A 13025-nucleotide genomic window follows, 5' to 3' on the forward strand; every position below is an offset into this window, starting at 1 on the left:
TAAAGTCTTGCCTTCTATCCTAGATAGCTAAATCTTTCTTCCTTGTTTCTTGTTGCTTCTTGCTTCAAACCAATATCTCAGCAGCAAAATCCTGACGCTTGACAAATCTAAAAGGGCCCATTAGAGCTCCCCAGATAGCCTTGCCTGTCGTGGGGTTTATTCCTTTGTCGTAGCTGAGAAATTCCTCGCCTGCGGCTTCAAATCCCAAGTCTACTTGGTAATTTTGCCCCCCGTAGGCAAAGCCGCAGCGAGTGCCCTCCGGCAATGATGCCCGAAAGCGATAGCCGTTTGAGGCTAAATTTTGCACTGCAACCGACAGGGTGCAGCCGGGGAGGAGTTGGATTTGCTCTTTCGTTAGCTTTCCAAGCAAGTCGGGGTTGCAACCGGCTCCTTTGACGGCTGTAATGTCGTGGAACATATAATACTGAGCTTCGATAAGTCCCGGCGCTATCTGTGAGTGCCTCAGTTGCACGATGCGGGGGCGGTACGGCTTGTCTAATTCCAGAATGTTGGCTTGTTCCGCAAACAGGGCAATGCTGGGTTCGGAAAATAAAGGAACCGGTAGTGGTCTTTGCCACATACGAAGGTGGACGTACCACGTCGGCTCTGCTAGGGCTTGTTCCCGGTTGTCAAATTCGCCCGCCATGTACTGGGCTAAAGCTATTAATTCAGGAGAAATTGTCATTTGTGTTGGATTATTCACGATTATGGGTTGACAAAAAAAACTTATTGTGATATGCAAGACCGTATCTAGGCTGGGCAAGTCAGAAGATTAGATTTATGACCGATCCCAGCTACGCTATGATTGTAAAGATACTGGGGTTTTTCCGTCCTATTGCGACATATTAATTGTTGCTGCCGATCGCGCGTAAAATATTTTTGATAAAATTTTGTCTCGCAATCCGGCGGCAACGCTTAAAAAAACTGGCAATTTTTGTCAGCCCGATCGCAGAATTGACTCCCCCGACTTTACTCACGCCGCGCAGGCACGCCCGCTACGGCAAAATTATTTATCTATAAGACTCAGGTGAACAAGAACCGTACTGTTTCAGATACTAAGCGAAGTTTCTATACGATTCACACTCGACCGATCAACTCAATTTACCGTCGAGTGGTGGAAGAGTTGATGGTAGAAATGCACTTGCTTTCGGCAAATGCCGATTTTCAATACGACCCGATTTATGCTTTGGGTGTAGTGACAGCTTTCGATCGATTCATGCTTGGGTACGTCCCAGAAGCCGACAGAGTTTCGATTTTTAACGCTTTGTGCAAGTCCGTAGAAGACGATCCAGATCGCTACAAGCAAGACGCTCAGCGATTGGAAAGCTTGGCGGATAGACTTTCCGGGCAAGAGTTGCTCTCGTGGCTCGATCGCTCGACCAGCTTTGAAGATACAGCGGATTTGCAAGCGTCTTTAGGGGCGATCGCCAGCAACCCTCAATTTAAGTACAGCCGCTTGTTCGCGATCGGTTTGTTCTCGCTATTAGAAAAAGCTGACCCTAACTTAGTAAAAGACCAAGAAACGCGAAACGATGCGATCGCCAAAGTCAGTGCGGGCTTGCACCTCCCAGAAGACAAAGTTAGCAAAGATTTAGATTTGTACCGCAGCAATTTGGAAAAAATGGCTCAAGCGCGAATAGTGCTTCAAGATGTCATCCAAGCGGAACGGAAAAAACGCGAAAAACGAGAGACAAAAGTTACCGCTGCCCCTTCGGCTGAGTCTTCTGACAGCAACAATTAATCGTTTGAAAGAAGAAGGAAGTTCGGCAACGGATTCGCTTTCGTCGGATGTAACGGATGTAACGGATGTCAGGAACAAGGAAGTTCGGCAACGGATTCGCTTTCGTCGGATGTAACGGATGTAACGGATGCCAGAAAAAAGGAAGAAGAAAGAGGGAGTTTTTTATTTTTTAATCAAATCAAAACTCTTAAATTTTAATTTTTTTTCTGGAATTCTGGCTTCTGCCTTCAGATGAATCTTGCTGGCTCAAAAACTAAAAATCCCGCTTTCTGAATTGAGCGGGATCGACTTAATCAAAATAGAACTGTTGGGGTGGTACTAAGGCTGGGGTTCAAAATTAGTGGCGTTAGCTTGCAGCCAAGTGCTTAGCTGTGAAAGAACTTCGTTTCCCGAAGACTTGCCCAAAGCTGTGGGGTTTGGGGTGTCGGGCCGATCCAAGTTGCGGGCGATCGCTGCGTTGACTTCTTTGGAAATCAAATCGTGAAGTTGCTCTTTAGCCCTAGCCCTTTGAAAGTGAGCTCCCTCTTCCGTCGTAGCGTACAGAGGTGGCAGCCTATTTAAAGCATAAGCTGCAATATCTCCCACATCCAGACTCAGGTCGCTCGTCGCCTCAATTTCTGCAACCCTAGCGATCGCATCGCTGAGTACCAATTCTTCCATCACATTGATGAACTGTTTGCGTGGCAGTACCACCACTTCCCCAGTTAACAAAGATCCCATCAGACGATCGAGAGCCATGTACTCTTCGATCGACAATTCCGAAGCCGTATTGCAGATCCGTCCCACCTCAGCTTCCATAGACGGCGTTAAATAGCCATCCTGCAAAGCCTGTTCAACAATTTTTTCAATACTCATATATGCGTCCCCGCTCAACGGCATCATCAATAAAGTTTTGTGAAGACGCGATTGTTAGCGTCTTGAGATTCGAGTTTTGAGAGTTGAGTTGAGAAATTTTATACAAATCTTAACTCAATACTGATAACTCATCACAGTTATCTGCACACCCCAGCCACAAACTTACCCCATAATTGACTGATAAATCCGTCAAAACCTGTAAAAACTCCTACTCAACTCCCTGAAGCCGCCAAGGTACAGGATCGACGGACTGCCCGTGTACGTACAGTCCCCAGTGCAGGTGAGGGCCTGTGGAAGCCCCCGTTGACCCCAGAGCACCGATTACTTGACCGGCTTTCACGACATCGCCTTCCTTGACATCAATCCGGCTGAGGTGCATCAAAATACTTGCGACCCCCTGACCGTGGTCAAGACCAACGACATTCCCGTGGATTTTGAACCCTTGGGATTCGCGTCCCACTAGAGAAACCCGACCTGCTGCCGGTGCGACTACAGGGGAACCGTAAGCACCCGCGTAATCAACGCCGCGGTGGTAGTAGTCTTGAGCAAATACCCCATTATAATAACGTCGCACCCCGTAAATAGTGGTAATTTCGCCGGAGTTGGGGCGCAACAATTTGCCGTCCCAAAATTTTTCTGGTGTCACGAGTGCTTTAAATGCGTCTACGCGATCGAATTCAGCATCTGTACCTTCGCTGTCTTTCCCAGGCGGAAGCCAGATGGATTGAGTGGGAAAATCTCGATCGCGCACTTGCACGCTCAACTTCTGCACTTGTCCGTCACCTGCGACTTGGATTTGGCGGGCACCGGGTTTCTCTACCGGAGTCGTCGGCAGCAAAGCCCGAAAGCGGCCGTTGCCCATGGGAAACGCGGGGTAGTTTTTTTGCTGTAGAGAAACTGTTGGAGTTTCCCCGCCGTTACCGTCAACCTGAATCATTACTGACAGCGTATCCCCCAGTTCGGGATTGGTCGGCGTCACAACTACCTGCAAAGCTTGCACGGGCAGGACAAAACTTAGAATACCAGCAACAATTCCCCCGATCGAACTCACCGTTAGCTGCTTTGCCTTCAACCCTCCCCACCGGAAAATAGGACTCACAATTATTTTTGCACTTTGTCGGCAGTTGCCTTGATTTACCTTCGTCATCACCGATATCCTAAATTCTTATCTAGCTAATGTTACACAAAGTAGCTAACTCTAGCACGCTCTCACTGCAAAGGGTAACGCAATGTTAGGACTTGCGCCAAGTCGGTAAATGTAGCCTGTAAAAGCGCAAAACCCAACGCACGATTTGCCTTGTTTGTAGCGTAACTGGGTAAGTTTTGAGTATTTGGCGTATGTATTAAGTAAATGCCATAGTGATTAATCATAGAAAGGTCAAAATGCCATGCCAAACGATCAAAATCAACCCAGAGAATATGATGCCGTCAAAGGCGGTCAAAATTTAACTCCTGTCGATGCTGCGGTACTGGGAGGAATTGCCGGCGTTAAAAGCCGCCTAGCCTCGCCCTCTGTCGAAGTGAGAATCATCGGACTCTCCGAAGCGCTCAAATATGGAGAAGCAGGGTTAGATTTGATACTGGGAGCATTGCAGGATGAGTCAGTACAGGTGAAATTAGCTGTTTATTCACTACTGAAAGATAGAAATGAGGAGAAGATAAAACAACATTTACAAAACTATTTTTTTGATTTTGATGTCATCACAGTTGATTCAAATGGACGAGAAAGCAGTCGCAGCAAGTCGTTTGCTTTCTACTTCCCCGAAGACCTAGGAAATGGAATTGTGTTGGAAATGGTTTACATTGCCGGCGGCACATTGATGGTAGATTCGCCAGTAACAGAAGTTGATAGATATAGAGATTATGGGGCAGGTGGGAAGCCTCAAGTCACAATACCCGCTTTTTATGCAAGCAAATACCCCATCACCCAAGCACAGTGGGAAGCAGTAATGGGAAAGAGAATCAACGAATCGAGTTTCACAGGCGAAAAACTTCCTGTTGAAAATGTATCGTGGCATTTGGCCTTACAATTCATTAGAAAACTATCGGAAAAAACTGGTAAAAAATATCGTTCCCTGAGTAAAGCAGAATGGGAATATGCTTGTCGTGCCGGTGCAACAGCAGCCCCATTTGAGGGACATTATTTTATGGAAATTATAAAAGAAGTTAACCGTGAAGGCAATCATCCCGACTTTGATGCACCGCAGGGTTTTCATCGCCAAATAAAGGATGTGGGAAGTTTTGGACCCAATGCTTTTGGACTTTACGATATGCACGGCAAGGTTGCGGAGTGGTGTGGCAATAGTGGCTTAAATGATGCCGATAGAGGTCCCGAGGCTAGCGGTATTATCTCGCTCTCAGTAAGGATGGGGCTTGAATCTATCGGCCATACAGATCTCAAGTGCTTCAATCGCATCTTGTACCTGTGTCACAGCCCGTATCGAGAAGGCATCGGTTCTTCTTTGATAGAGGGCGTTCGCGTAGCAATGTCGTCGTATTCTTCCCCATCCTAGTTTTCCCGGTAAAGGATCTTCTCTCTGGCTATTTGGCTCTTTTTGCTGTTGATTCTTTGTAGGGTGCGTCGCCTTCTAAAATCTACAAGTTCCAGCGACAATCTGTCAGCAATGCTTTCTTGCAGTTTATTTTCCGAGAACTTTCCTCAAATTCTCTAGTTATTTTAGCCTATTTTGGCAAAATAGTATTGATTCCCAATTTTACAATCTCCTCTAAAATGATATGAGATAAAAATTAACAATTGCTATATTTTTATCACCTAGAATTATAGGGATTCAAAGGTAGCGGTGAAACCATCTAAGGTTAAGCATTCTTCCCTAAATTCCTCTACATCGTTGACATCCTCAAGCTGATATTCCATGATGCGTTGACCATCGCCTTTCATCTTTTTGGAAGAAAGAGGTGTGGCCGGATATTTGGCAGCTATCGCTTTGAAAGCTTTGGAATGGGTATCCCAGCTTGCAGCAGAACATTTTATGATTAAAAGCCACATGATTAAATTCCTCCTTTGGTTTGGTTTACTAATAGTCTGACACGAGTAAAACTTAGATCGATAGTGCCGAAAAATCGAGGGATTCTGTGGTTTGGAAAAAACCTAAAAGCCGATCGACTATGTGAGCGACACCACCCTTAACATTAGACTCAACATTCAAAGGCATCACCGGATCGTGGAGTGATAAGCGTAACAGAAACCAGCCGGATTCGCTAGGTGACGTGCAGGAAATTCGCAGACCTTCGTAGTTATTGGGAACTATTTTCCAGTCTGCTTGCGTTGAGACAAATTCTTGCAGTTGCTCGAGAACGCGAGATCCGTGAGCCTTGAAATCATCCACACCCATTTTAATCCGAAATTCTGCACTTTCTTCGGGTTCTTTTAAATTGGCAATTAAATCTGGCAAAGATTGATTTGCTAGCTTTGATTTAGCCAATTCAATCAATAATTTGCTGACCAAATAAGCGCCATCATCCAGAAAGTAATTTTCTTTCAAAGCTCCATGTCCAGAGGTTTCAATCGCCAGCCATGATTCCTGTCCGGCTTCATTGAGGCGGATCGACTCGTCAATCACATTTTTGTAGCCGCGTTTAAAGCGATGGTGAATCCCTTTTAAATCTTGTTCGATGAATTGTGTTAAGCCATCGGAGGTGATAGAATCGGTGACAATGGTAGAGCCTGGGTGTTCTTGTAATACGATCGCAGAAATCAAGGCAATTAAGCGATTGCGATTGAGTTCCTTGCCAACTCGATCGACGGCCGCACTGCGATCGACATCCGTATCAAAAATAATCCCAAAATCAGCTTGATGTTCAATTACCGCTTGACAAATTGACTGCATTGCCTGTTTATCTTCGGGATTTGGCACATGATTGGGGAAAGTACCATCGGGTTCTAAAAACTGACTGCCCGTGGTGTCTGCACCTAAAGGTTTTAAGACTTGATCGACATAAAAACCGCCCGCACCATTGCCCGCATCCACAACAATTTTTAATCCTGTCAGCGGCTGTTCAAAGTTATCGGGATGATTGACTGCTTCGCGAATTTTTGTGACAAATTGGTTAGCATAAACAGAGATGAAATCATGCTTTGTAATGTTACCGGGCGATGCGGCTGGCTGAAAATTATTGCTTTGGGCTAGTGCTAAGATATCTGTAATATCCTGTTTTTGTAACCCACCTTTGGCGGTGAAAAATTTTAAGCCGTTTCGATTAAATGGCAAATGGCTAGCAGTGAGCATAATCGCGCCGTCGCAATCAAAACCAGGGGTAATGGTACTCATAAACATGGCGGGGGTTGAGGCCATGTCAAAGTCGTACACTGTTGCACCAACTGAGGCGATTCCCTCCATGACTGCTTGCATTAAGGTTGGCCCTGATAGGCGACTGTCGCGCCCGATCGCGATCGTTAATTCTGCGCCGGGTTTGTTGACTTTTTGCACCAGCCAACTGACAAAGGATTTACCTAAGATTGTCGCAATTTCGGGGGTGAGGTTGACTTTTTCATTGGGAACGCCTTCGAGGGCGATACCGCGAATGTCCGATCCATTTTGAAGTTTTGCCCAGTTGAAGTTTTGCATAATAATTGATGGTAAGTAAAAAGATCGGAGTCGGCGGTTGCAACCGATCTTACAAAGTTTTGTCTGCGGCTAGACTGTTCGACTCAGCTTAGCCGAACGTCTTTCGCGGACTAATAAATAAACAGGGGAGAAATTTGGGATTTGGTATTATTAGTCATTAGGGTGACAGAGTTTTTCAATTCAATCAGCTAATCGGCATTTAAGTTGTATTTAAACAAACAATCCCAGTCTTGTGGGTGGGATTTGAGCAACTCTGAAAATATCCAATTGAAATGTTGAACCGTTTACTGGGAATTTTGGCCCCATCACCGCTAAGATTAAGTTCTAATTCCTTAGTCGCGTTCAACGCTGTAAATTGCCTGCAAGCGGAACTCACCATGAGGGGGAACTTCCACAATATCTGTAGCTGCATTGGTCGTTTCTACACAGAGTAAACGCTGATAATCTGCATCATCAAGGTCGGCCATATTTGCAGAAATTGTCACCCACGGATTCCACACTACGGCGGATTTGCTACCCGATGATTTAATGCGAATCCGACGATTCAAGGCGCTATCGTCAATGACTAATTCATTGGTGACATCAAGATAAATGCGATCGACTTCACCTGTTACTACCACTGCACCCACTTGAGTTTTTTCGACACCACCATCCGCTTTATCAAGATACTGGCTATTTTCTAAGCCTAAAACCTGCACGCGGTTGATATCGCCGACTTGGAAATAGGTGTGCAAAGCTTGGGTGAGGGGAAATGCTTTGTCGCCTAGATTGCGGGTGATTAATTCTACAGCGAGGGTGGTCCCGATCGTAATTACGATCGCCAGTTCAAAGGCTTGGGGCCAAATTGCTCTAGTTTCATCGGTATCCTTGAGTCCGAGAGTGACTTTGGTTGCGCCGTCTGGGGTTGTGGCGGTTTCTAGCACATTCCAGAGGCGATTCCGCACAAACCCATGACTCGGACGCCCCAAGGCTTCGGGATCTGGGCCAAACCAGGGCCAACAGATTGGTATACCGCCTTTGATGGCTTTCCCTTCGGCATAGTAGGCTTTTTCGCTGACGAACATCAAGTCTGTGGCTTCGGTGGCTGGTTGAAAGGAGAGCACTTGACCGGAATATACAGAAATTAAGGCTTTGGCTTGACCGTTGTCGATGTGAATCATCGGGAAACCACCGTTTCCCGTGGCGAAGGTGAGGTGGCCGGCAATGCCGTAGTCTGTGTTTAATTGGTCAATACTCATGCTGTTAGCTTGGTTAATTGCTTTACAATTATCCGATATTATGGTTGCTAGATTGATTAGATTGTTGGGTTGGACGGGGGAAGGTGCGATCGACACAACGATGCACTCAGACAAACGAATTAGGAGTGCCAACCGATCGCGAGGGGATGTGCGATCGAACCTACCGACAGACATTGCTGAGTGCTCCGCAAGCAAGCTAATGCAGCATTTCATCAAAACACGGCGCAGCCGCAAAACTCCGCATCTCTTCGAGGGTATCAAGAGCAACGACAAAATTACTTGTCTAAAACCTAAATCTTTATTGTTAGCAAAACCGGGGATTACTATAAAAAAACACAAAAGTGCCTGAATAACTATCCAGTATATCGGGTCAATCCGCAAGCAGGGCTTGAATAAATACAAACGATTTTAACTAATCCTTTTTACCCATCGCATATCTGTGAACGTACACCCCGATCAAACCACTCACTACAAAAAGGTAATTAAAATCACTCCACCCGCCTGAAATAGATTATAAAAAGTAACTTAATTTAATCTCACCGTGCTCATCGGGTTGAGGTGAAACATTACCCCAAATCAAGCCGCACTGCCTAGATAAACTTGCAAGAGGTTAAGCTTTTTGGGAGGAGTGAAACTCTTTAGCCTCACAAAATACCGGGTTATATAGTTGCAGTTGTCCTGGCTTCCCAACTACAGTCAACCCACTAAACATAGTCAACACATTAGACACTATAATATAACTTTATACTTTTTTCATAAAGTTGTGCAAGAAGACTTCCGACTGATCGTTGACTTAGTTCTAGTTCTCGCTGCTGCCGCAGCAGGAGGACTCTTTGCATCGCTGTTGCGACAGCCGGTAATTCTCGGGTATCTCCTGGGAGGGATCGTAGTTGGGCCGGCAGGTTTGGGGCTGATTAAAGAATTAATTCAGGTAGACACCCTGGCTGAATTCGGGGTTGCCTTTCTGTTATTTGCCTTGGGAGTGGAATTTTCCTTCGCCGAACTCCAGAAAGTTAAAACCATTAGTTTGGGCGGGGGGGGCTTGCAAATTGTGCTGACGATCGCCATTACTACTGCAATTTCCTTGGCTGTAGGGTGGGTAGAATCGCCCGCTCAAGGCGTGTTTTTGGGAGCGATTCTGTCGCTTTCTTCGACAGCAGTTGTACTCAAGTGCTTGATGGAGCGCAATGAATCCGGTACTTCCCACGGTCAAGTCATGCTGGGAATATTAGTAGTTCAAGATTTGGCTTTGGGGTTAATGCTAGCAGTTTTGCCTGCCCTCAACCAGCCCGCAGAAGCGATCGGCCAGACGGTAGCGTGGGCCCTGCTGCGGATCGGGTTATTTGCTGTCGGTGCTGTAGCAGCAGGCATTTGGATCGTACCGCAGTTGCTGCGATTCCTCGCGAAAACAGAAAGCCGGGAACTGTTTTTGCTGGGAGTTGTGGTTTTGGCTTTAGGGATTGCGCTACTGACAGAATATTTGGGTTTTTCGATCGAGATGGGCGCATTTGTCGCGGGTTTAATGATTTCGGAGGTGGAATATGCCGACCAAACTCTAACTTATGTCGAGCCTTTGCGAGATATTTTTGCATCCTTATTTTTTGTCACCATCGGAATGTTAATTGACCCGATGTTTCTGTGGAACCATCTAGAAGTAATTCTGGGACTGGTATTTATAGTATTTGTCGGCAAATTCTCGATCGTAACGCCGATCGTCCGACTATTTGGCTATCCGCTAAAAACAGCATTGATCGCAGGTTTGGGCTTAGCTCAAATAGGAGAATTCTCCTTTGTACTCGCTAGTGCCGGCCAAGTTATGGGGCTGGTTTCGCGGAACGTTTACCTGTTAATTTTAGGAACGACAGCAGTCACCCTCGTGCTGACTCCGTTTGTATTGAGAAGCGTGCCGCAGTTATTGAAATGGGCGGAAAATTTCGGGCCTTTGCAGGGCTACTTTGACGAAACATCTCAACCTGTGGCAATAGCTGAAACTTTGCCGGAACAAAATTATGTTGTGGTTTGCGGCTACGGGCGAGTCGGCAGAATTTTAGTCAAAATGCTGCAAAGCCGCAACTGTTCAGTTGTGGTGATCGACGAGTCAGAAAGTAGAATTCAAGAGTGCAGAGTCCAAGGAATTCCTTACATTTACGGGAATGCTGCCAGCTTGCACGTATTGGAAGCCGCGCGGGTGGAACGGGCAAAAGCAATGGCGATCGCCCTTCCCGATCCCATGAGCACTCGCTTGTGTCTGAAGCGGGCTTTAGAATTAGTCCCGGATTTGGATATTGTGGTGCGGGCCAACCAAGATAAAGACATCGAACTGCTTTACCAACTGGGGGCCTGGGAAGTTGTGCAGCCGGAGTTTGAGGCCAGTTTAGAACTGTCTTCCCACTTGCTCGCTAGCATGGGCATCTCGGCAATGGCGATCGGGCGGGAAGTGCAGCAAATTCGCAGCAGCCGCTATCTCGAATTGCGGCCGCCGCGCGAACCTTTGGCGGTTTCGCGGGATTTGAAAGTGGCGGTTCGAGATATGAACAGCGAGTGGTACAGCTTGCCGTCGGGTTCTCCCATTGCCAGCATGACTCTGGAAGAAACTAACTTGCGACAGTTGACAGGGGCCAGCGTAATGGCGATCGTCCGCGAGAATGGCGAGGAAATTGATTATCCCAACGGGAAGACAGCTTTGCACGCTGGCGATCGACTTTTTGTAGTAGGAGAACCGGAAGAACTCATCAGTTTTGAGTTGCTGGCGAAGGGGGAAGTTGCAGTTCCGCAGGGGGACAGTTCTTGCCAGTGGCTGAGGCTGCCAGCAAACAGCCCTTGGGCGGGCAAAAAACTGTCAGAGGTAGATTTGCTGACCCAGTACGGGGTGCAGGTGCGGGCGATCCGCCGGGAAGGGAAATTTACTCGCTGGCCCGACGGAACTACGAATTTGCAAGAAGGCGATCGTTTGCTGCTGTGCGGCGGCTTCTACGAGCTCGGCTTGATGCAGCGGACGGCCTCACCGCCGGTGCCGCAACCTGCTTTAAAGCTGCCTTTGGTCAAGGCCCAAGTCAGCGAAAAGCTGTTTAGCGATTAGTCAGCGGGCAGTTGGCAGTTGGCAGTTGGCAGTTGACTGTGGTGAGCTTTCTAGCGAACAGTCAACAATGCCCCATGCCCCATGCCCCATGCCCCATGCCCCATGCCCCACTCTTACCCGTTGGGTTTGACATAAGCAATTGCCGGCCGCGAGATCATAATTTGTGTTTCTGACGGATCGAGGAGGCAAATGCAGCTATTATCCTGCCAAAAAATTCTGCCCGCTAGTAAGTCGCCGGTAAGGAGTTTGATCTCCACCTGTTTTTTGTCTTTGATGTAGCTTTGTATTAAGCGAACGCTGGGCAATCCGGTTTCAAATTCAGACATAGTTCAGAAAAATATAGTCAAATATTACCTTAAACCATATTCTTCTGTTTATACCCTTTAACCCGTACTGGCAGAATTACAAGCGCCTCTACTCAATGAGGCAGAAACCCCTTGGCAGTTACTTTTTGACGAATATTCATTGAGCCGTTGACATCAGCATTAATTAGATATCCCTGTGAAGTTATAAATATTATATTTGTTTATATTTCACTAGAAAGGACTATAAATTGCATAAAGTTTTATAATACTGGGAAATGGGTAATTTGGTCAGCAAATTATCTAATCAGTTTTAACCAAAAGAGGTTTGTTTTTATGCCGATCGAGTTTGCGAAGTATCACGGACTGGGAAATGATTTTATTCTGATTGACAACCGCCACTCGTCAGAACCTGTGATTACACCAGAACAAGCTGTGGATTTGTGCGATCGACATTTCGGGATTGGCGCAGACGGCGTGATATTTGCTCTTCCGGGTCAAAACGGCACTGACTATACGATGCGGATTTTTAACTCGGACGGTTCGGAACCGGAAATGTGCGGCAACGGAATTCGCTGTTTGGCTAAGTTTATCGCCGATTTGGAAGGGTCAGAGGCAAAAACTCAGTACCGCATCCACACTCTGGCTGGTGCGATCAGCCCGGAATTGCGATCGGACGGTCAGGTTAAGGTGGATATGGGGGTTCCCCGGCTGCTGGCTGCGGAAATTCCGACAACTTTGGCCGCACCGGATGCCAAAGTTATAGATGTGCCGATCGAAGTTGCTGATAAATCTTGGTCTGTTACCTGCGTCAGCATGGGCAATCCTCACTGCATTACCTTTGTAGAGGATGTTGCGGCTGTTGCTTTAGAAACTGTCGGGCCTCAATTCGAGCACAACAAAGCATTCCCGCAGCGTACCAATACGGAATTTATTCAAGTGGTACGTTCGGACTACGTAAAAATGCGGGTGTGGGAAAGAGGCGCGGGTGTTACTCTAGCTTGTGGGACTGGTGCTTGTGCTGCTGTGGTAGCTGGCGTGTTGGTAGGGAAGTGCGATCGGGCAACTGCGGTTGAACTCCCCGGCGGCGTTTTGGAAATCGAATGGGCAGAAGTTTCTGGGCGGATTTACATGACCGGGCCGGCACAGCGAGTATTTACTGGTTGTATTAGTCATTAGTGATTAGTCATCAGTCATTGGTCAGAAGGGATTTTTTATTGAATT

The 13025-nt window shown here is 46.8% G+C and carries 12 protein-coding genes; 5 read left to right on the forward strand and 7 right to left on the reverse strand.

The annotated features are described in order from the left end of the window. Positions 1-64: 64 nt before the first annotated feature. Positions 65-685, reverse strand: coding sequence for a chromophore lyase CpcT/CpeT (locus OSC7112_RS10825; RefSeq protein ID WP_015175940.1), 621 nt, complete (start codon positions 683-685; stop codon positions 65-67). A 194-nt stretch (positions 686-879) separates the two neighbouring features. On the opposite strand from OSC7112_RS10825, the gene OSC7112_RS39580 reads away from it, so the two are divergent. Together OSC7112_RS39580 and psb29 are read left to right on the forward strand one after the other, a co-directional pair. Continuing rightward, positions 880-1020, forward strand: coding sequence for a hypothetical protein (locus tag OSC7112_RS39580; RefSeq protein WP_190274364.1), 141 nt, complete (start codon positions 880-882; stop codon positions 1018-1020). Positions 1021-1027: 7 nt separating this feature from the next. Beyond that, positions 1028-1741 (forward strand): photosystem II biogenesis protein Psp29, encoded by a 714-nt coding sequence (psb29, locus tag OSC7112_RS10830; protein WP_015175941.1) that lies wholly within the window; start codon positions 1028-1030, stop codon positions 1739-1741. Between the two features lie 318 nt (positions 1742-2059). Here psb29 and OSC7112_RS10835 read toward each other — a convergent pair whose 3' ends face one another. Together OSC7112_RS10835 and OSC7112_RS10840 are read right to left on the reverse strand one after the other, a co-directional pair. After that, a complete protein-coding gene (locus OSC7112_RS10835; protein ID WP_006631395.1) occupies positions 2060-2596 on the reverse strand; it encodes a late competence development ComFB family protein in 537 nt (178 codons plus the stop codon). Positions 2597-2804: 208 nt separating this feature from the next. Continuing rightward, positions 2805-3743 carry a M23 family metallopeptidase gene (locus OSC7112_RS10840; RefSeq protein ID WP_015175943.1) on the reverse strand — a complete coding sequence of 313 codons (939 nt, stop codon included), beginning with the start codon at positions 3741-3743 and terminating at the stop codon, positions 2805-2807. Between the two features lie 241 nt (positions 3744-3984). Between OSC7112_RS10840 and OSC7112_RS10845 the strand changes: the two genes are divergently transcribed. Further along, positions 3985-5109, forward strand: a complete 1125-nt coding sequence (locus tag OSC7112_RS10845) for a formylglycine-generating enzyme family protein (RefSeq protein WP_015175944.1) — start codon at positions 3985-3987, stop codon at positions 5107-5109. Between the two features lie 266 nt (positions 5110-5375). Here the strand turns inward: OSC7112_RS10845 and OSC7112_RS10850 are convergent, their stop codons facing one another. The 3 genes from OSC7112_RS10850 to OSC7112_RS10860 all read right to left on the reverse strand — a co-directional run bounded on the left by OSC7112_RS10850 (position 5376) and on the right by OSC7112_RS10860 (position 8594). Beyond that, positions 5376-5603: a hypothetical protein gene (locus tag OSC7112_RS10850; RefSeq protein WP_015175945.1), complete on the reverse strand. Its 228-nt coding sequence runs from the start codon at positions 5601-5603 to the stop codon at positions 5376-5378. Between the two features lie 52 nt (positions 5604-5655). Continuing rightward, a complete protein-coding gene (locus OSC7112_RS10855) occupies positions 5656-7182 on the reverse strand; it encodes a phosphomannomutase/phosphoglucomutase (RefSeq protein ID WP_015175946.1) in 1527 nt (508 codons plus the stop codon). Positions 7183-7514: 332 nt separating this feature from the next. Beyond that, positions 7515-8594: a D-hexose-6-phosphate mutarotase gene (locus OSC7112_RS10860; RefSeq protein WP_015175947.1), complete on the reverse strand. Its 1080-nt coding sequence runs from the start codon at positions 8592-8594 to the stop codon at positions 7515-7517. Positions 8595-9183: 589 nt separating this feature from the next. Between OSC7112_RS10860 and OSC7112_RS10870 the strand changes: the two genes are divergently transcribed. After that, a complete protein-coding gene (locus OSC7112_RS10870; protein WP_015175948.1) occupies positions 9184-11499 on the forward strand; it encodes a cation:proton antiporter in 2316 nt (771 codons plus the stop codon). A gap of 113 nt (positions 11500-11612) precedes the next feature. On the opposite strand, the gene OSC7112_RS10875 is transcribed toward OSC7112_RS10870, so the two are convergent. Beyond that, complete coding sequence (locus tag OSC7112_RS10875; RefSeq protein ID WP_015175949.1) at positions 11613-11825, reverse strand: Hfq-related RNA-binding protein; 213 nt, start codon at positions 11823-11825, stop codon at positions 11613-11615. 312 nt (positions 11826-12137) lie between these two features. Here OSC7112_RS10875 and dapF point away from each other — a divergent pair, with 312 nt between their 5' ends. Continuing rightward, positions 12138-12980: a diaminopimelate epimerase gene (dapF, locus tag OSC7112_RS10880; RefSeq protein ID WP_015175950.1), complete on the forward strand. Its 843-nt coding sequence runs from the start codon at positions 12138-12140 to the stop codon at positions 12978-12980. Positions 12981-13025 lie beyond the last annotated feature (45 nt).

The sequence above is a fragment of the Oscillatoria nigro-viridis PCC 7112 genome, from assembly GCF_000317475.1.
GTDB lineage: Bacteria > Cyanobacteriota > Cyanobacteriia > Cyanobacteriales > Microcoleaceae > Microcoleus > Microcoleus nigroviridis.

Coding starts and splice junctions, on each gene's coding strand:
- OSC7112_RS10825 (WP_015175940.1), bottom strand. CDS start 685: ATGACAATTTCTCCTGAATTAATAGCTTTAGCCCAGTACATGGCGGGC.
- OSC7112_RS10835 (WP_006631395.1), bottom strand. CDS start 2,596: ATGAGTATTGAAAAAATTGTTGAACAGGCTTTGCAGGATGGCTATTTA.
- OSC7112_RS10840 (WP_015175943.1), bottom strand. CDS start 3,743: ATGACGAAGGTAAATCAAGGCAACTGCCGACAAAGTGCAAAAATAATT.
- OSC7112_RS10845 (WP_015175944.1), top strand. CDS start 3,985: ATGCCAAACGATCAAAATCAACCCAGAGAATATGATGCCGTCAAAGGC.
- OSC7112_RS10850 (WP_015175945.1), bottom strand. CDS start 5,603: ATGTGGCTTTTAATCATAAAATGTTCTGCTGCAAGCTGGGATACCCAT.
- OSC7112_RS10855 (WP_015175946.1), bottom strand. CDS start 7,182: ATGCAAAACTTCAACTGGGCAAAACTTCAAAATGGATCGGACATTCGC.
- OSC7112_RS10860 (WP_015175947.1), bottom strand. CDS start 8,594: ATGTCTGTCGGTAGGTTCGATCGCACATCCCCTCGCGATCGGTTGGCA.
- OSC7112_RS10875 (WP_015175949.1), bottom strand. CDS start 11,825: ATGTCTGAATTTGAAACCGGATTGCCCAGCGTTCGCTTAATACAAAGC.
- dapF (WP_015175950.1), top strand. CDS start 12,138: ATGCCGATCGAGTTTGCGAAGTATCACGGACTGGGAAATGATTTTATT.